21 protein-coding genes are annotated in these 18,006 nt (G+C 60.4%); 8 read left to right on the top strand and 13 right to left on the bottom strand.

Annotation, left to right across the window (positions count from 1 at the left end; genetic code table 11):
• Positions 1-73: 73 nt before the first annotated feature.
• The 6 genes from NTD87_RS24290 to NTD87_RS24265 all read left to right on the top strand — a co-directional run bounded on the left by NTD87_RS24290 (position 74) and on the right by NTD87_RS24265 (position 6,820).
• A complete protein-coding gene (locus NTD87_RS24290) occupies positions 74-964 on the top strand; it encodes a 2-hydroxy-3-oxopropionate reductase (RefSeq protein ID WP_262116727.1) in 891 nt (296 codons plus the stop codon).
• A gap of 166 nt (positions 965-1,130) precedes the next feature.
• Positions 1,131-2,411 (top strand): glycerate kinase, encoded by a 1,281-nt coding sequence (locus tag NTD87_RS24285; RefSeq protein ID WP_262116726.1) that lies wholly within the window; start codon positions 1,131-1,133, stop codon positions 2,409-2,411.
• Positions 2,401-3,816: a pyruvate kinase gene (pyk, locus tag NTD87_RS24280; protein ID WP_262116725.1), complete on the top strand. Its 1,416-nt coding sequence runs from the start codon at positions 2,401-2,403 to the stop codon at positions 3,814-3,816. The genes NTD87_RS24285 and pyk overlap by 11 nt, the downstream gene beginning before the upstream one ends.
• A gap of 149 nt (positions 3,817-3,965) precedes the next feature.
• Positions 3,966-4,886 (top strand): urea transporter, encoded by a 921-nt coding sequence (locus tag NTD87_RS24275; protein WP_262116724.1) that lies wholly within the window; start codon positions 3,966-3,968, stop codon positions 4,884-4,886.
• 21 nt (positions 4,887-4,907) lie between these two features.
• Complete coding sequence (locus tag NTD87_RS24270; protein ID WP_262116723.1) at positions 4,908-5,732, top strand: ion transporter; 825 nt, start codon at positions 4,908-4,910, stop codon at positions 5,730-5,732.
• An 89-nt stretch (positions 5,733-5,821) separates the two neighbouring features.
• Positions 5,822-6,820 carry a sulfate ABC transporter substrate-binding protein gene (locus tag NTD87_RS24265; RefSeq protein WP_262116722.1) on the top strand — a complete coding sequence of 333 codons (999 nt, stop codon included), beginning with the start codon at positions 5,822-5,824 and terminating at the stop codon, positions 6,818-6,820.
• Positions 6,821-6,883: 63 nt separating this feature from the next.
• Here the strand turns inward: NTD87_RS24265 and NTD87_RS24260 are convergent, their stop codons facing one another.
• The 13 genes from NTD87_RS24260 to ccmA form a co-directional block, all read right to left on the bottom strand.
• On the bottom strand, positions 6,884-7,513 hold the full coding sequence (locus NTD87_RS24260) for a DUF5666 domain-containing protein (RefSeq protein WP_410017516.1): 630 nt from the start codon (positions 7,511-7,513) through the stop codon (positions 6,884-6,886).
• A gap of 134 nt (positions 7,514-7,647) precedes the next feature.
• Positions 7,648-8,052 carry a type II toxin-antitoxin system HicB family antitoxin gene (locus NTD87_RS24255; protein WP_262116721.1) on the bottom strand — a complete coding sequence of 135 codons (405 nt, stop codon included), beginning with the start codon at positions 8,050-8,052 and terminating at the stop codon, positions 7,648-7,650.
• Positions 8,052-8,264, bottom strand: a complete 213-nt coding sequence (locus tag NTD87_RS24250) for a type II toxin-antitoxin system HicA family toxin (RefSeq protein WP_262116720.1) — start codon at positions 8,262-8,264, stop codon at positions 8,052-8,054. The genes NTD87_RS24255 and NTD87_RS24250 overlap by 1 nt, the downstream gene beginning before the upstream one ends.
• A gap of 191 nt (positions 8,265-8,455) precedes the next feature.
• Positions 8,456-8,863, bottom strand: coding sequence for a hypothetical protein (locus NTD87_RS24245; protein ID WP_262116719.1), 408 nt, complete (start codon positions 8,861-8,863; stop codon positions 8,456-8,458).
• Positions 8,864-8,877: 14 nt separating this feature from the next.
• Entirely contained in the window at positions 8,878-10,086 is a 1,209-nt protein-coding gene (ccmI, locus tag NTD87_RS24240; protein ID WP_262116718.1) for a c-type cytochrome biogenesis protein CcmI, read from the bottom strand.
• Positions 10,083-10,553 (bottom strand): cytochrome c-type biogenesis protein, encoded by a 471-nt coding sequence (locus NTD87_RS24235; RefSeq protein WP_262116717.1) that lies wholly within the window; start codon positions 10,551-10,553, stop codon positions 10,083-10,085. The genes ccmI and NTD87_RS24235 overlap by 4 nt, the downstream gene beginning before the upstream one ends.
• Positions 10,550-11,086 carry a DsbE family thiol:disulfide interchange protein gene (locus NTD87_RS24230; protein WP_262116716.1) on the bottom strand — a complete coding sequence of 179 codons (537 nt, stop codon included), beginning with the start codon at positions 11,084-11,086 and terminating at the stop codon, positions 10,550-10,552. The genes NTD87_RS24235 and NTD87_RS24230 overlap by 4 nt, the downstream gene beginning before the upstream one ends.
• Positions 11,083-13,071 (bottom strand): heme lyase CcmF/NrfE family subunit, encoded by a 1,989-nt coding sequence (locus NTD87_RS24225; protein WP_262116715.1) that lies wholly within the window; start codon positions 13,069-13,071, stop codon positions 11,083-11,085. The genes NTD87_RS24230 and NTD87_RS24225 overlap by 4 nt, the downstream gene beginning before the upstream one ends.
• Positions 13,072-13,074: 3 nt before the next feature.
• Positions 13,075-13,530, bottom strand: coding sequence for a cytochrome c maturation protein CcmE (gene ccmE, locus NTD87_RS24220; protein ID WP_262116714.1), 456 nt, complete (start codon positions 13,528-13,530; stop codon positions 13,075-13,077).
• The gene (ccmD, locus tag NTD87_RS24215) at positions 13,527-13,703 is read right to left on the bottom strand and encodes a heme exporter protein CcmD (protein WP_262116713.1); all 177 of its coding nucleotides are present in this window, start codon (positions 13,701-13,703) and stop codon (positions 13,527-13,529) included. Before ccmD ends, ccmE begins: the two co-directional genes overlap by 4 nt.
• Positions 13,703-14,455, bottom strand: a complete 753-nt coding sequence (locus tag NTD87_RS24210) for a heme ABC transporter permease (RefSeq protein ID WP_262116712.1) — start codon at positions 14,453-14,455, stop codon at positions 13,703-13,705. Before NTD87_RS24210 ends, ccmD begins: the two co-directional genes overlap by 1 nt.
• 95 nt (positions 14,456-14,550) lie before the next feature.
• Positions 14,551-15,219, bottom strand: a complete 669-nt coding sequence (gene ccmB, locus NTD87_RS24205; protein WP_262116711.1) for a heme exporter protein CcmB — start codon at positions 15,217-15,219, stop codon at positions 14,551-14,553.
• Positions 15,216-15,797, bottom strand: coding sequence for a cytochrome c biogenesis heme-transporting ATPase CcmA (gene ccmA, locus NTD87_RS24200; RefSeq protein WP_262116710.1), 582 nt, complete (start codon positions 15,795-15,797; stop codon positions 15,216-15,218). Before ccmA ends, ccmB begins: the two co-directional genes overlap by 4 nt.
• A 249-nt stretch (positions 15,798-16,046) precedes the next feature.
• Between ccmA and NTD87_RS24195 the strand changes: the two genes are divergently transcribed.
• On the top strand, positions 16,047-17,618 hold the full coding sequence (locus NTD87_RS24195; protein WP_262116709.1) for a flagellar hook-length control protein FliK: 1,572 nt from the start codon (positions 16,047-16,049) through the stop codon (positions 17,616-17,618).
• Positions 17,615-17,941: an EscU/YscU/HrcU family type III secretion system export apparatus switch protein gene (locus tag NTD87_RS24190; protein WP_262116708.1), complete on the top strand. Its 327-nt coding sequence runs from the start codon at positions 17,615-17,617 to the stop codon at positions 17,939-17,941. Before NTD87_RS24195 ends, NTD87_RS24190 begins: the two co-directional genes overlap by 4 nt.
• The last annotated feature ends 65 nt before the right edge of the window (positions 17,942-18,006 follow it).

The following is an 18,006-nucleotide window of genomic DNA, read 5'->3' as shown; positions in this document are numbered from 1 at the left end:
CGAGCAGGCTCGCTCCCACAAAAAGCGCGTCCCTATTTGCTTGAAGCAGCAATAAAAACAAGAGGATTTTCTCATGGCTAAAATCGGATTTATCGGCACCGGCATCATGGGCCACCCAATGGCGTTGAACCTGCAGAAAGCCGGTCACAGCCTGTTCCTGTCGGCGCACCACGACCCTGCCCCGGCTGACCTGGTCGCCGCTGGCGCGGTCGCTCTGGCGACCCCGAAAGAAGTCGCTCAGGAAGCCGAATTCATCATCGTCATGGTGCCGGATACCCCGCAGGTCGACGACGTGCTGTTCCGTGCCGACGGCGTCGCCGCTGGTGTTGGCAAAGGCAAGGTGGTCATCGACATGAGCTCGATCTCGCCGACCGCGACCAAAACGTTCGCGGCGAAGATCAACGAGAAAGGCGCGCAATACCTCGACGCCCCGGTGTCCGGTGGTGAAGTCGGCGCCAAGGCCGCGACCCTGAGCATCATGGTCGGCGGCGACAGCGATGCTTTCGAACGCGCGCTGCCGCTGTTCCAGAGCATGGGCAAGAACATCACCCTGGTCGGCGGCAACGGCGACGGTCAAACCGCTAAAGTGGCGAACCAGATCATCGTTGCGCTGAACATCCAGGCCGTGGCCGAAGCCCTGCTGTTCGCCTCGAAAAACGGTGCCGATCCAGCCAAGGTACGTGAAGCGCTGATGGGCGGTTTCGCCTCCTCGAAGATCCTCGAAGTGCACGGTGAGCGCATGATCAAGGGCACCTTCGATCCAGGCTTCCGCATCAGCCTGCACCAGAAGGACCTCAACCTGGCGCTGGCCGGTGCTCGCGAACTGGGCATCAACCTGCCGAACACTGCCAATACCCAGCAAGTGTTCAGCACCTGCGCAGCCATCGGTGGCAGCAACTGGGACCATTCGGCGCTGATCAAGGGTCTGGAACACATGGCGAACTTCTCGATTCGCGATAAGTAAGCCCTGCATCAAACCTGTGGGAGCGAGCCTGCTCGCGATGGCATCGCCAAGGTGTTACCTGACACACCGCGGTGTCTGAATCGCGAGCAGGCTCGCTCCCACAGGGAACCGAGTGCACTCACACTCGGCTGCACTATCCCAATAACAAGAATTCCGGGAGCCCGCCATGTCGGTCGATCCGCAACAATTCCTGCGCGAGCTGTTCGCCACAGCTATCGACGCGGCCCATCCGCAGCACGTTCTAGAAGCCCATTTGCCCAAAGATCGTAGCGGTCGAGTGATCGTCATCGGTGCCGGCAAAGCCGCCGCTGCCATGGCCCAGGTGGTCGAGCGCTGCTGGCAGGGTGAAGTGTCTGGCCTGGTGGTCACCCGCTATGGTCACGGCGCCCCTTGCGAAAAAATCGAAGTGGTCGAAGCGGCTCACCCGGTGCCTGATGCGGCAGGTCTGGCTGTGGCCAAACGGGTACTGGAACTGGTCAGCAACCTGAGCGAAAACGATCGGGTGATCTTCCTGCTCTCAGGCGGCGGTTCGGCCTTGCTGGCCCTGCCCGCAGCCGGCATTACCCTGGCCGACAAGCAGTCGATCAACAAAGCCCTGCTCAAATCCGGCGCGACCATTGGCGAGATGAACTGCGTGCGCAAGCACCTCTCGGCCATCAAGGGTGGCCGCCTGGGCAAGGCCTGCTGGCCAGCAACCGTTTACACCTATGCCATTTCCGATGTCCCGGGCGATCTCGCCACCGTGATCGCTTCCGGCCCGACCGTGGCCGATCCGAGCACCTCGGCCGAAGCCCTGGCGATCCTCAAACGCTACGCCATCGAGGTTCCAGCTTCGGTGCGCAGCTGGTTGCAAAGCCCAGAATCGGAAACCGTAAAACCCGGCGATCCGAGCTTGGCCCGCAATCATTTCCAACTGATCGCCCGTCCGCAGCAATCCCTTGAAGCGGCGGCAGTGAAAGCCCGTCAGGCCGGTTTCAGCCCATTGATCCTTGGCGATCTGGAGGGTGAGTCCCGCGAAGTGGCGAAGGTCCACGCCGGCATCGCGCGTCAGGTAGTGCTGCACGGTCAGCCACTGGCAGCGCCGTGCGTGATCCTCTCTGGTGGCGAAACCACTGTCACCGTGCGCGGCAATGGTCGTGGTGGACGCAACGCCGAGTTCCTGCTGAGCCTGACCGACAGCCTCAAAGGCCTGCCTGGCGTCTACGCGCTGGCTGGTGATACCGACGGCATCGACGGCTCCGAAGACAACGCCGGCGCGATCATGACCCCGGACAGCTACGCCCGCGCCGCCGCCCTCGGCTTGAGCGCCAGCGATGAACTGGACAACAACAATGGTTATGGCTATTTCGCGGCGCTCGACGGGCTGATCGTCACCGAGCCGACGCGCACCAACGTCAACGACTTCCGCGCCATCCTGATCCTCGAGAGCCCTGAAAATGACGCCTGATAAAAAGGTCAAAATCCTCGCCACCCTCGGCCCCGCCACCGACGGAATCGATAACATCCGTGAGCTGGTCGAAGCCGGGGTGAACATCTTTCGCCTGAACTTCAGCCATGGCGAGCACGCCGACCATGCCCAGCGCTATCAATGGATCCGCGAAGTCGAGCGCCAACTCAATTACCCGCTCGGCATTCTGATGGACCTGCAAGGCCCGAAACTGCGAGTCGGCAAGTTTGCCGAGGGCAAGGTGCAACTGGTGCGCGGTCAGGCCCTGCGCCTGGACCTCGACGCCACGCCGGGTGACGAGCGTCGGGTCAACCTGCCGCACCCGGAAATCATCGCCGCCCTGGAACCCGGCATGGACCTGCTGCTGGACGACGGCAAACTGCGTTTGCGGGTGGTGACCAAGTACGCCGACGCCATCGACACCACGGTGCTCAACGGTGGCGAACTGTCGGATCGCAAAGGCGTCAACGTGCCGCAAGCGGTACTCGAACTCAGCCCGTTGACCGCCAAGGATCGTCGCGATCTGAGTTTTGGTCTGGAACTGGGCGTGGACTGGGTTGCACTGTCGTTTGTGCAACGTCCGGAAGACATTCGTGAAGCCCGCGCGCTGATCGGCGACAAAGCCTTTTTGATGGCGAAAATCGAGAAGCCGTCGGCCGTGGAACAACTGCGTGAGATCGCTGAGCTGAGCGACGCGATCATGGTCGCCCGTGGTGACCTGGGCGTGGAAGTACCGGCCGAGAGCGTGCCGCAGATCCAGAAAGACATCATCAGCACCTGCCGCCAGCTCGGTAAACCGGTGGTCGTGGCGACCCAGATGCTGGAGTCGATGCGCTTCTCCCCGGCACCGACCCGCGCCGAAGTGACCGACGTCGCCAACGCCGTGGCCGAAGGTGCTGACGCGGTGATGCTGTCAGCGGAAACCGCCTCGGGTGATTACCCGCTCGAAGCGGTGCAGATGATGAGCAAGATCATCCGCCAGGTCGAAAACGGCCCGGATTATCAGGCGCAACTGGACGTCAGCCGACCAAAAGCCGAAGCCACCACTTCAGATGCCATCAGCTGCGCGATTCGCCGGATCAGCAACATCCTGCCGGTGGCGGTGTTGGTGAACTACAGCGAATCTGGCAGTTCGAGTCTGCGGGCGGCGCGGGAGCGGCCAGCGGTGCCGATCCTCAACCTGACGCCGAACCTTTCAACTGCGCGGCGTTTGAGCGTGGCGTGGGGCGTGCACTCGGTGGTCAACGACCGTCTACGCCAGGTCGACGAGGTGTGCTCCACCGCACTGGAAATCGCCCAGGCGCAAGGTATGGCCCAGCGCGGCGACACGTTGTTGATCACCGCGGGTGTGCCTTTCGGCCAGCCAGGATCGACTAACTCGTTGCGGATCGAGACGTTGATCTAGCGCCTGTACCGGCCTCTTCGCAAGCAGGCTCGCTCCCACATGGATTTTGTGTTGCTCACAGATCCAATGACTGAACAGAGATTCAGTGTGGGAGCGAGCCTGCTCGCGATGCAGGCGACACGGTTCACCTGAACTCCACAGACCCCATCATGCCTGCCAACCACTTCAACACCCACTGCCCCGACTGGGCCACTGCCCTGCTCAACGGCTTCAGTCAGATTTTCCTCCAGCGCCATCCGCTGTGCGGCCTGCTGTGCCTGTTGGCCATCCTGTTTACCGCGCCGACGTTGCTCGGCGGCGCCCTGCTGGGTGGCTTGGCCGGACTGCTCACCGCGCAACGTCGCGGCTACGCCAAGGCTGATCGCCAGGCCGGGCTCTTCAGCTACAACGGCGTCTTGCTCGGGCTGTTGCTGAGCCTGCAATTGCGTTGGTCGGTGATGCTGCCGCCGCTGATCATCGCCTGCGGTGGACTGAGCGCGATCGTCACTGAGCACTGGCTCAAGCGTGCTCGCGATCAGTATTTCCTGCCCGCCTACACCGCACCCTTCGTGGGAATGGGCTGGTTACTGCTGAGCTTTGCCGCACCACAGCACTCAACACCTGCGCCACTACCCGAACTCGACTTCCTGAACCTGCTCGGTGCCGAGTTCAAAGGCCTGGGCCAGGTCGTATTTCTCGACCACCCCTTGGCTGGCGTCATGATTGCCTGCGGGCTACTGCTTGCCAGCCGCCGCGCCGCCGCCTGGGCGCTGCTCGGTTCTTGTGCAGGCCTGGCCTGCGCCTTGTGGCTCAACGAAACTTCCGGCGCCTTGCTCGGCCTCTATGGCTACAACCCGGCACTCGCCGCCCTCGCCTTCAGCCAGCAACGTCGCCAACCCTGGTTGCCATTGCTGGGTATCGCACTAGCGATCCTCCTGACGCCGGGCTTCGCCGCCCTGGGTCTGGCCACATTGACCGCCCCGTTCATCCTCGCCTGCTGGCTGCTTCTCGTAGGTATTCGCCTGCTGGGCCAAACGACCACAGACAGTGCGCCTTGCCAAACCTCGGAGAATCAACCTAGGCTGCGCTGATTTATGGCCAAGGCGATTTGAATGAACAGCAACGACACGTGGCGCAACCGCCTGTACGTGATCATTTTCCATACCGACACGGTGGCCGGACGGCGCTTCGACAGCACGCTGTTGCTGATCATCCTCGCCAGCCTGGTGGTGGTGATCCTCGACAGCATCGATGAGGTTCATCAGAACTTCGCCAATACGCTGGCGTACATCGAGTGGGGCTTCACCCTGATCTTCCTGGTCGAGTACGTGTTGCGCCTGTACTGCTCGCCCCGGCCGCTGCGTTACGCCTTCAGCTTCTATGGGCTTGTGGATTTGCTGGCGATTGTTCCAGGTATCCTTGCGCTGTATTACAGCGACGCGCAGTACCTGCTGATCATCCGAATCATCCGTATGCTGCGGATCTTTCGTGTGCTCAAACTGCTCCCCTACCTGAAGCAGGCCCATTACCTGCTCGACGCCCTGCGCGGCAGCAAGCAGAAAATCATCGTGTTCCTGCTCAGTGTCTGCACCCTGGTCACCGTGTTCGGCACGCTGATGTACGTGGTCGAAGGCCCGGAGCATGGCTTTACCAGCATTCCCAAAGGGATCTATTGGGCTATCGTCACCCTGACCACCGTCGGCTACGGCGACATCGTGCCCAAGACCGCTTTGGGGCAGGTCATCTCGGCGATGGTGATGGTCACCGGTTACTCGATCATCGCCGTCCCCACCGGGATTTTTACCGCCGAACTGGCCAACGCCATGCGCGGCGAACAGCAGCAACATGACTGCCCGGTGTGCAGCAAGAACCAGCATGAACCCAGTGCGGCGTTCTGCTCCCGTTGCGGCAATGCACTATTCAAGAAAATGGAATAAGCAAAGTACTTTTTAATCTTTAAAGGGATATGCAGCCCCGGCTATAGTCGACGGCAAATTGCCTTCATCTCGAACAAAAGGAATGTGCAGTGAAAAAGATCTTTGGCGCCTCACTTCTGGCCGCAGGCCTGGCCCTCGCGAGCGTAGCCCAGGCCGCGCCAACCCTGCTCAACGTGTCCTACGACGTGATGCGCGACTTCTACAAGGACTACAACACTGCCTTCCAGAAACACTGGCAAGCCGAGCACAACGAAAACATCACCTTGCAGATGTCCTTCGGTGGCTCCAGCAAACAGGCCCGCTCCGTGATCGATGGCCTGCCGGCTGACGTCATCACCATGAACATGGCCACCGACATCAACGCCTTGGCCGATAACGGCAAACTGGTGCCGGACAACTGGGTGACTCGCCTGCCGGACCACAGCGCCCCCTTCACCTCGGCCACGGTGTTTATCGTGCGCAAGGGCAACCCCAAAGCCCTGAAAGACTGGCCGGACCTGCTCAAGGACGGCGTGCAAGTGATCGTGCCGAACCCGAAAACCTCGGGCAATGGCCGCTACACGTATTTGTCAGCCTGGGGCTATGTGCTGAAAAACGGCGGTGACGAGAACAAGGCCAAGGCCTTCGTCGGCAAACTGTTCAAACAAGCCCCGGTACTCGACACCGGCGGCCGTGCAGCCACTACTACTTTCATGACCAACCAGATCGGCGATGTGCTGGTGACCTTCGAAAACGAAGCGGAAATGATCGCCCGCGAGTTCGGCCGCGACCAGTTCGAAGTGATTTACCCAAGCGTCTCCGCCGAAGCCGAGCCGCCGGTGAGCGTGGTCGACAAAGTCGTCGACAAGAAAGGCACCCGCGCGGCCGCCGAGGAATACCTCAAGTACCTGTGGTCCCCGGAAGGCCAGGAAATCGCCGCCGCCAACTACCTGCGTCCGCGTGACCCTGCGGTACTTGCCAAGCACACCGATCGCTTCCCGAAAGTCGACTTCCTGTCGGTGGAAAAAACCTTCGGTGACTGGCGCACTGTGCAAAAGACCCACTTCAACGATGGCGGGATTTTCGACCAGATTTCCAGCGGTCAGTAAGCGCTGGACCAGTCATGAAAAAGGCGACCTTCGCAGGTCGCCTTTTTTATACTCGCCGGTGACTCACATCGGCGGCGCCACGCCATCCTTGCCGGCCGAGATCGATTGCGCTGTCAGCGTGCCGTCGGCGCTTTGGGTGGCAAACAACACAACCTTGACCCCGACTTTAAGCAGGCTGCGGTCAGCCGGTGTCAGGTTGACGATCGGCACGTCTTCCGGCACCAGGATCTTCTGCTGGCCACCCTTGTAATTGACGGTCAGGATTCGGCCATTGCTGACCACCAGATCACTGACGCTGCCATTGGTCATGCTGCTGCCCTTGACCAGATCGAACGGGCGGTGGCCTTCGCCGGTGCCGGCCATCTCAGGCGGGAACACGTGTACTTCCAGCGCCTTGAGCGTGCCATCGGCTTGCGGTATTGCCGCCGAGCCAATGTAGCTGCCGGGCTTGATGTCTTCGATGTTGGCCAGGGTTACGGCACGAACCTGGGTGTCCTTGGTCAACTGGATGACCACGTTCTCACCACTGTTGGCGTGCACTTCCAAGACCTGTTCGGACACGCCGGTGATTTCACCGCGCACGCCGATACGCATGCCCGGTGCGTCCTCGGCCAGAACAGAACTGGCGATCAGCAAGCTGCCCAGGAAAATCACGCCAATATTGCGTATCAGGCTACCAAGCATCGTTTTCATGGGACCGATTTCCACTGATGGAACGTTGAACAATGACTGATACACGAGGGCTCTACCGCCTACACTGATCATAGGCGCGCTACGGAACAAGATGAAAGCTTCGCGGGCATCGAAGCGCCGCCCACAAATGGTACTCAATGCCGCACCAGCTTCTCCAACGCCGCGTCCGCTAAAAACGAAGAGCGGCTTTTGACGTTGTGCTCGCGTACATAACGGTCGATACGCTGGATAACGTAGCCGGGCAACGTCACGTTGACCTTCTCGGTTTTGCCAAGGTAAGGCGCGATGTCGAGTTCCAGCATGCCCCAGCCCATATCGGTAAAGTCCGGGTTACTCCGGTGCGCCGCTGCTGAAGTCGGCATCGGAATGTCCTCCCCGCCTGCTGCGATGTCCTGCAGCAGGATATGGGCAACTTCGACCGCTGCGTTGTAAGCCTCTTCAAACGTGTCGCCTGCGGTGACAGCGCCCGGAATATCGGGGATCTGAATACCGATAGCAGTGTTCTCGTCGCCCCACTCGATACAGATTGGATATTGCATTATGGATCTCCTGCGTAACTGGCCACCGGGTAGTGAAGCCCGGCTCGCCTCCTGATGCTTTTAACCGTCCCGATCGGCAAGTCTTTCTTGGGATGAGGTACGGGTATCGTGTAGGGGCTGTAAGGGTGAGTGAAAATGTGATGACTGCCGGTAACCCGATCGAGCCTCCAACCCGCCGCCTCAAGCTCTCTGATCAATAACCTGCTTTGCACCACGCGCCTCCTTGCACCGGCCCGAATAAAAATAACTCTAGAGTTATATATACTCAAGCACAAAAAGTGGATGCATGACGTACGGTTGTTTTACAGGGTGTTGAATCGATCGGTGATTTGTTCAGAGGAGTGAGCGGGTTGTTTCGTTGAACGCACCTGCAAAAACGGCGACCCTGAGGTCGCTGTTCACATTACTGACTGTATTGCTTGCCCAATCCCGGCGGCACGCCATGGATATCCGTCTCTTCCCACGGTCCATTCGGGCTGATGCTGCGGCTCCAGCCGTTGTTCCAGCGGTAGTAGGTGCGCTGGCGGTAGAACGTGTCGGTCTGGTTGTCGAGGACGTAGACACCGAGTTTCGCATCCCAGTGGCTGTTGCCGCCGGGTGGTGGGGCGAAACTCGCCGAAGTGCGTGGCTGCGGTTTGGTGGGTTTGTTTGGGGTCACCGGCTGGCCAGGAGCGGTCGTCGGCCTCGATTTGCTGCCTGGATACGATGGCTGGATCGGCGGCAACGTGCCTTCATGTGTTGGCTGCTGGACCGCACATGCGCTTAACCCCAGGACAAGACTGAGCAGGGTGATACGAGCAATCGCGGTCATAGCGGTTTTCCTGATTATTTGTCTGGGCTGTCGATAGTCAATTGTTGCGGCGCGGTGGTGCTGCTGGCCAAAGGCTCACTGCGACCGACCCACTCGCCGGCAGTCGGTTGGCCGGCACGGGAAACACGCGCGACCAGTTGGACTTCAGGAAAGTTAGACAGTTTCAACTGCGGCATCATTGCGTCGGCATCGCCCAGCTCGACGGTCGCTGGCAGGTCGGCAACGGTCAGACGTTTGGCCGCCAACGGGGCCGGAGGACCCGAGGTAGCGCGAGCGAAAATGAACACGCTGTCGCCCGGCTGTACCTTGGCTTTCAAGTTCGCCGCCAGATCGACCGTCACTTTCAGCAGCGCTGCAGGCTTGGTTGCTACGACGGGCGCCTGAGCGACGGTACCGCCGCTCTCTTTCAGCTTTTCAGTCGCCCGTGCAATGCCGCCTTGCAGCGCACTGCGAGAGTTATCTTCTGGCGGCAGTTGCGCCAGCAGACGATTCCAGTAGTCGATAGCGTCCTGATAACGCTGACTTTCGAAGGCCGCGATGCCCAACAGCCCAAGGCTGGTGACTTCTTTAGGATCGGCTTTGAGCGCTTCGTCGGTCAGTGTCTGAACCTTGTCCGACCACTTTTTGTTGTCGGCAAAGTACTGCGCCTGAGCCCACTGGCCGAGCAGTTCAGGCTGACGGCCAGCCAACGCCACAGTGCGTTCGAAGATTTTCGCCGCGTCCGCTGGACGGTCCTGAGCCATGTAAGTACGGCCCAGGAAATACAGGCCTTCGGCAGAGTCCGGTTGAGCCGCAACGGCACGTTCGAGACGACGGGTCATCTCTTCCATCGATTGCGGTGCCTGGGCGAATTCGCGGGTCAGTTCGACTTTGTCACTGGCACCGAAATGCAGATACAGACCCAAGCCCAACACTGGGACCAGGATCGCAGCCAGCAGCGGCAGCGGCTTGCCCAGACGGGAAACCCGGCCCGTGTCGGCACCTTCGGTGTCGGCCAGCAGCTCACGGGCCGCTTCGTCACGGCCAGCACTCATTTGCGCCGCATCGAGCACGCCTTCAGCCTGCTGAGTCTGCAACTCAGCCACACGCTCTTGATAAAGCGCCACATTCAGCGCAGTACGATCCTCTTCACGCTGGACGCGACGGCCACGCAGAACCGGGATCAACAGAAAACTCAGGGCAACCAGTAGAAGCAGACCTGCAGCGAGCCAGAAATCAATCATTCTTGGTTTTTATCCAACAGTTGGTCGAGGCGCTTGCGTTCCTCGGCAGAAAGCGTGTCCGGGCCTGCAGTGCGCTCGGCACGACGGCGACGGACGATCAAGGCAATCACCAGCACGCCCCCCAGCAGCAACCCCGCCGGACCAAACCACAACAGCGCGGTCTTGCCGGTCAGGGCGGGCTTATAGCGCACGAAATCGCCGTAGCGGTCGACCATGAAATCGATGATCTGCTGGTTGTCCTTGCCCTCGCCGAGCATGCGGAAAATCTCTTTGCGCAGGTCAGCGGCGATCGGTGCGTTGGAATCGGCAATGTCCTGATTCTGGCACTTGGGGCAACGCAGTTCTTTGGTCAGTTCGTGAAAACGCTCGCGCTCGGCGTCATTGGCGAACACGTAAGTATCGATGGCCGCGTGAGCGACGCCGGCGATACTCAGGCCGAGTACGGCCGCAGCAATCCAGCGCTTCATGGCTTGGCCTCATCGACCAGCGCCTGATACTTGGCCGCGAGTTTTTCGCGCCAGACCCCTTCGTCGATCACCCCGACGTATTTGTCGCGGATGATGCCCTTGGCGTCGATGAAGAAGGTTTCCGGAGCGCCGTAAACGCCGAGGTTCAGGCCCAGGGAGCCCTCCTCGTCGCGGATGTTCATCTGGTACGGGTTGTGAAACTCCACCAGCCACTTCAAGGCGTCGGCATTGACGTCCTTGTAGTTGACGCCGTAGATCATCACGCCCTGCTGGGCCAGTTTGTTCAGCACCGGGTGTTCGACCCGGCAGGAAATGCACCAGGTGCCCCAGACGTTGACCAGTGCAGGTTTGCCCAGCAGGTCAGTGCGGGTCAGGGTCTTGTCACCCTGCACGGCCGGCAGGGAAAACTCCGGGAACGGCTTGCCGATCATCGCCGAGGGTAACTCGGCGGGGTCCAGGTAGAGACCCCGGTAAAGAAACACCACCACCACCAGAAACAGCGCCAGTGGCAGCACCATTAACCAACGTCTCATGCAGTGGCTCCCGTCATACCCAGCGCTTCACGCACGCGACTCTTCACCTTGACCCGATAACGACGATCCAGCGCTGCCAGCAGGCCGCCGAAACCTGTCAGCAAACCGCCGAACCAGATCCAGCGCACGAACGGCTTGACGTGTACGCGCACGGCCCAGGCGCCATTGTCCAGCGGCTCGCCGAGGGCCACGTACAGGTCGCGAGTGAAACCGGCGTCGATGCCGGCTTCGGTCATCATCGAGCTCTGTACGGTGTACAGACGTTTTTCCGGGTGCAGCACCGCCACTTCCTTGCCGCCGCGGATCACCCGAATGGTGCCCTTGTCGGAGGTGAAGTTCGGTCCTTGAAAGTGCTTGGCGCCTTCAAAGATGAAGTGATAACCGGCCAGATCCATAGACTCGCCCGGCGCCAGACGCAGGTCGCGCTCGGCGCTGTTCTGGCTCGAAAGCACTACGCCCAAAGCGCAGACGGCGATGCCCAGGTGTGCGACCTGCATGCCCCAGTAACTGCGGGTCAAGGTCGGCAGACCTTTTATCAGGCCTTTGTTGCGGGTCTTGTCGAGGATATCGCGCACACCGGCCAGCAACACCCACGCCGCGAGCATGAAGGTCGCCAGCACGGCCCAGTTGAAGTCGCCGTACGCGATCCCGGCCACGACCGCCAATGCGGCACTGCCGAGCAACACCGGGGTCAGCATGCTGACCAGCCATTTCACCGGCGTGTCTTTCCAGCGCACCAGTACCCCGACCGCCATCACCACCATCAGCAACGCCATCAACGGAACGAACAATGCGTTGAAGTACGGCGGGCCGACCGACAGCTTGGCGCCGGTCAGAGCATCGAGCACCAGCGGATACAAGGTGCCGAGCAGAATCATCGAAGCCGCGACCACCAGCACCAGGTTATTACCCAGCAGCAGAGTTTCTCGTGACCACAGGTTGAAGCCGACGTGGCTCTTGACCACCGGCGCGCGCAGGGCGAACAGCGTCAGTGAACCGCCGACCACGAACAACAGGAAGATCAGAATGAACACGCCACGCTCGGGGTCCGAGGCAAACGCGTGCACCGAAGTCAGCACGCCGGAACGCACCAGGAAGGTTCCCAGCAGGCTCAGCGAGAACGCGGCAATCGCCAGCAACACGGTCCAGCTTTTGAACACACCGCGTTTTTCAGTAACGGCCAATGAGTGAATCAGCGCCGTACCGACCAGCCAAGGCATGAAGGAAGCGTTTTCCACCGGGTCCCAGAACCACCAGCCGCCCCAGCCGAGTTCGTAGTAGGCCCACCAGGAGCCCAAGGTGATGCCGATGCCGAGGAACGCCCAGGCGACCAAGGTCCATGGACGAGACCAGCGGGCCCACGCAGCATCGAGACGACCGCCCATCAATGCGGCAATGGCGAACGCGAAAGCCACCGAGAAACCGACGTAGCCCATGTAGAGCATTGGCGGGTGGACGATCAGACCGATGTCTTGCAGCAATGGATTGAGGTCAGCGCCATCAGTCGGTATCTGCGGCAGGATGCGTTTGAACGGGTTCGAGGTGAGGATCAGAAACAGCAGGAAACCGGTGCTGATCATGCCCATCACTGCCAACACGCGAGCCAGCATGACCTGCGGCAACTGCCGGGAGAAGATCGATACGGCAAAGGTCCAGCCGCCGAGAATCAACGCCCACAACAGCAACGAACCTTCGTGGGCACCCCACACCGCACTGAACTTGTAGTACCACGGCAAGGTGCTGTTGGAGTTACTGGCAACATACGCGACAGAAAAATCATCGGTCATGAAGGCGTAAGTCAGGCAGCCGAAGGCGAACACCAGAAAGGTGAACTGGCCCCAGGCCGCAGGCTGCGCCAGGCCCATCCACATCCGGTCACCACGCCAGGCACCGAGCAACGGCACCGTGGCCTGAACGAGGGCGAAGCACAGGGCGAGGATCATCGCCAGATGGCCCAACTCGGGAATGAAGATGCCTGAGGTCATGGATCAACCCTCCTTCGCGGGTGTGGGGGCGGACTGACCGCTGTCTTTCAGGGCCTTGGTCACTTCTGGCGGCATGTACTTCTCGTCGTGCTTGGCCAGCACTTCGTCAGCGACCACCACGCCCTCTGCGTTGAGCTTGCCGAGGGCAACGATGCCCTGCCCTTCGCGGAACAGGTCCGGGAGGATGCCCCGGTAGGTGATGGTCACGGATTTGTTGAAGTCGGTGACGATGAACTTCACGTCCAGCGAATCGCCGGAACGTTGCAACGAGCCCTTCTCGACCATCCCGCCAGCACGAATGCGCGTGTCTTGCGGGGCTTCGCCATTGGCGATCTGGGTCGGTGTGTAAAACAGGTTGATGTTCTGCTGCAAGGCACTCAGGGCCAGGCCAACGGCTGCGCCGACCCCGACCAGAATCGCGAAAATGATGATAAGACGCTTTTTACGCAGCGGATTCACTTGCTGTTCTCCCGGCGCAAACGACGCGCCTCTTGTTGCAGATAACGCTTGCGGGCCAGGATCGGCGCAGCCACGTTGAGGGCCAGTACCGACAGGCAAATGCCATAAGCCGACCAGACATAAAGACCGTGATGGCCCATGGCGAGGAAGTCGCCGAATGAAGCAAAACTCATTACGCGGCCTCCAGGCTGTTTTGCACTTCGGCTTTTACCCAGCTTGCACGGGCTTCGCGCTTGAGCACTTCAAGGCGCATGCGCAGCAACAGCACGGCGCCGAAGAAACAGTAGAAACCCAGCACCGTCAGCAGCAACGGCAACCACATCTCGGCCGGCATTGCCGGTTTTTCGGTGAGGCTGAAGGTCGCGCCCTGGTGCAGGGTATTCCACCACTCCACCGAGTACTTGATGATCGGGATGTTGATCACACCGACAATCGCCAACACCGCGCAGGCCTTGGCCGCGCTGTCACGATTGCTGATGGCATTGCCCAGTGCAATAAGACCGAAATACAGAAACAGCAGAATCAGCATCGACGTCAGGCGTGCATCCCAGACCCACCACGAGCCCCAGGTTGGTTTGCCCCAGATCGCCCCGGTGACCAGCGCCACGGCGGTCATCCAGGCACCGATCGGCGCGGCGCATTGCAGGGCGACGTCGGCCAGTTTCATCTTCCACACCAGCCCGACGATACCGCAGACCGCCAGCATCACATAGCAGGACTGCGCCAGCATGGCGGCCGGCACGTGAATGTAGATGATCCGAAAACTGTTGCCTTGCTGGTAGTCCGGCGGTGCAAAGGCCAGGCCCCAGACCACGCCGATGCCGATCAGTAGCAACGCCGCGACGCTCAGCCAGGGCAGCAGTTTGCCGCTGATGCCGTAAAACCATTTGGGCGAGCCGAGCTTATGAAACCAGGTCCAGTTCATTACTGTTTCCATCACGGTTGCTGCTCGCCATCACGAGCAGTCAGGGTCTGCCTTTCTTAAAAAGAAAGCGGTTAAAATTTAACCAGACCTCATTATTATTCGCCGACGCTGATCTTCAGGCCAGCGGCTATTGCAAAAGGTGTCAGGGTTATCGCCAGGGCGGTCAGGCTACCAAGCCACAGCAAATAACCGGTTGCCGGCATGCCCTGCAAGGCAGCCTGCAAGGCGCCACTGCCAAGAATCAGCACCGGGATGTACAACGGCAGAATCAACAAGGCCAGCAGCAAGCCGCCGCGCTTCAAACCGACCGTCAGCGCCGCGCCCACTGCACCGAGCAAACTCAGTACCGGTGTACCGAGCAACAGCGACAAGAGCAAAACCGGCAGACAAGCGGCAGGCAAACCGAGCATCAACGCCAACAACGGGGCAAGCAACACCAGTGCCAAGCCGGAAAACGCCCAGTGTGCCAGTACCTTTGCCAAAACCAGAAGAGGCAGTGGGTGCGACGAAAGGACCCACTGCTCAAGGGATCCGTCCTCGAAATCACTGCGGAAAAGCCCGTCCAGCGAGAGCAAGACCGATAAAAGGGCGGCTACCCAGACCAGTCCCGGTGACAAGGTTTGCAACAATTGTGTCTCAGGTCCGACCGCCAATGGGAACAATGCGACAACAATGGCGAAGAATACGAGGGGGTTGGCAAGCTCGGCAGGACGACGACACAGCAAACGCGCCTCACGGGCGACCAACAGTGCGAAAACACTCATATGGCCCACTGCCCCAAATCGATGTCGCGGTAACCGGCCGGCATCCGGGTCAACGTGTGGTGAGTGGTCAGAATCACCATACCACCTCGCTCGCAGTGCGCGGCCAGGTGTTCTTCCAGCTGGGCCACGCCTTGTTTATCCAGCGCAGTAAACGGCTCGTCGAGAATCCACAGCGCCGGGCTGCCCAGATACAAGCGGGCCAGGGCCACGCGGCGTTGCTGACCAGCTGACAGGGTGTGACAAGGAACATCTTCAAAACCACGCAGTCCTACCGCTGCCAGCGCCTGCCAGATCGCCTCATGGGTGGCGGGCTGATGCAACGCACACAGCCAGCTGAGGTTCTCTTCGGGGGTCAACAGGTCCTTGATGCCGGCGGCATGGCCGATCCACAACAGGTTGTGGGCCAGCTCCGGGCGTTGCGTGTTCAAAGGCTGGCCATTGAGCAACACCTGGCCGCTGGTCGGCTGCATCAAACCGGCGAGCAGGCGCAGCAGGCTGGTCTTGCCGCTGCCGTTGGGGCCACTGATCTGCAACATGTCACCGCTGCCCAGACGCAACTCGAGGTTTTCGAAGAGCATCCGCCAGTCTCGCTCACAGGCGAGCGCTACGGCTTCTAGTAGAGGGATGGTCAAGAGATCGCGGGCCTTTACGGTTCAAGTCGGCAGTGGAGCGGCCGTTAAAGTGATGCAGCATAGATGCATTGACGGCCTGTTCTAGAGAGCTGCGTCAAACATTTGCGATGTTTTCCGCGCCCCGACAACAACGGGGCGGCATTATACATGTCATGTCCTACTCTCAAGAGGGCAATTTCGACAGGGTGTGACTTGATGACTGGTGACATGAACATCCTTCCACTGCCCCCTACCGCGCCGGCCACTTCGCGCCCGCTCGTGGTCAGTGGTGAGTTGCTCAAGCTGCAGACGCCGATGGACGGCTTGATCGCCGCCGGCCAGAGCGCCAGCGCTGAAGTGCTGTCGCTCAAACAGAACGACCAGACGTTCCAGCTGCTGCTCAAGGTCACCCTCGACGGCGGCCGCCAGACCACGGTGCAAGCCACCAGCAACCAACCGTTGCCTCAGGGCACCAACCTGACGGTCAGCCAGCCTTCAGCCAGCAGTCTGGCGATCACCGTGCAGCAGGCCATTGCTTCCAACGTAGCCACCCTCACCCACCTCGACACGTCGCAGTTGCCGGTTGGCACCTTGCTGCAAGGTAAAGTCCTGACTAGCCAACTGATGCCGCAAACACCGGGGCAACCGGCGGTCTATCGCTCGCTGGTGAGTTTGCTCAATACCGCGCTAAGCGGCAGCACCTTGAGCCTCGACAGCCCGCAACCGTTGCGCATCGGCAGCCTGCTCAGTGCCTTGGTCCAAGGCACACAAAGCCTGAGTTTCGTACCGCTGGCCGGTCGTCAGGAGCAACTGGCGGTGAGTCAGCAGTTGCTGGCCCAGCAAAGTCGCCAAGGCTCTTTGAGCGGGCTGATCGACGCCCTGCAAAACCTGCCAGACGCCGACACCACCTCGGACGACCTGCGTGCTGCCGTCGACAAATTGCTCGCCGACCTGCCGGATGCTCAACAACTGAGTACGCCCAAGGGCCTGGCTCAGGCGCTGGCCAACAGTGGGTTGTTTCTGGAATCCAAACTGCTCACCGGGCAGAACCCGGCGCTGACGCCGGACATGAAAGGCAATTTGCTGCGACTGATCGCACAATTGGCCCCCGGCCTGCCGGCCAATACCAGTTTCAACGCAATCATCGCCGCCAACACCCTGGCCCAGACGCTGCCCAGCTTTGTGCGTAGCGCCCTCGGCACGCTCGGCCAGGTCAGTGCCAAACCGCAGCCGAGCAACTTCCCCCTGCCCTCGCGGTTGCTGCAAAGCCTGGTGGGTGAAGGTGATCTGGAACACTTGCTGCGTCTGGCTGCGGCGGCCGTTTCTCGCCTGCAAAGCCATCAATTGTCGAGCCTGGAGCAAACCGGCATGACTGAGGATGGCAAGCTGCAAACCACCTGGCAGCTGGAAATCCCCATGCGTAACCTGCAAGACATCGTGCCGTTGCAGGTCAAGTTTCAGCGTGAGGACACACCCGAGAAAGAACAGCACGAGAAACTCGCCGAGCGCGAACCGAAACAGCGGCTTTGGCGGGTCGAACTGGCGTTCGACATGGAACCGCTCGGGCCGCTGCAAATTCAGGCACAGCTAGCCCAGGGCAAACTCTCCAGCCAGCTCTGGGCCGAACGGCCTTATACCGCCAGCCTGATCGAAAGTAACTTAGGCGGATTGCGTGCGCAGTTGCTGGCATCAGGTCTGAATGTTGGCGATCTGAATTGCCACCTCGGCACACCGCCCCAAGGCAATCAAACCCGCCTCGAACAACGCTGGGTCGACGAAACCGCATGAAAAGCCCCAATCCACCGCGCCAGGCCATCGCCCTCAAATACGACGGTCAACATGCCCCAACGCTCACCGCCAAAGGCGATGACGAACTGGCCGAAGCCATTCTGAAGATCGCCCGCGATTATGAAGTGCCAATTTATGAGAACGCCGAGCTGGTGAAACTGCTGGCCAGAATGGAGCTGGGTGACAGCATCCCTGAAGAGCTCTACCGCACGATTGCCGAGATCATTGCGTTTGCGTGGAAACTCAAGGGCAAGTTTCCGCAAGGGCATGACACGGATGCGCCGAGGGTAGAACGAGATATAACGCCTACAGGGCAGGAATGAGAACGCTGCCAGATGGCGACGTTCTTGATCACCGCGTCAGGCGCCGGTCAGATATCCTTCGTAGG

Source organism: Pseudomonas sp. 6D_7.1_Bac1 (genome assembly GCF_025465945.1).
Lineage (GTDB): Bacteria > Pseudomonadota > Gammaproteobacteria > Pseudomonadales > Pseudomonadaceae > Aquipseudomonas.
The sequence above is the reverse complement of the archived record's forward strand: the minus strand, read 5'-3'. Positions and strand labels throughout refer to the sequence as shown.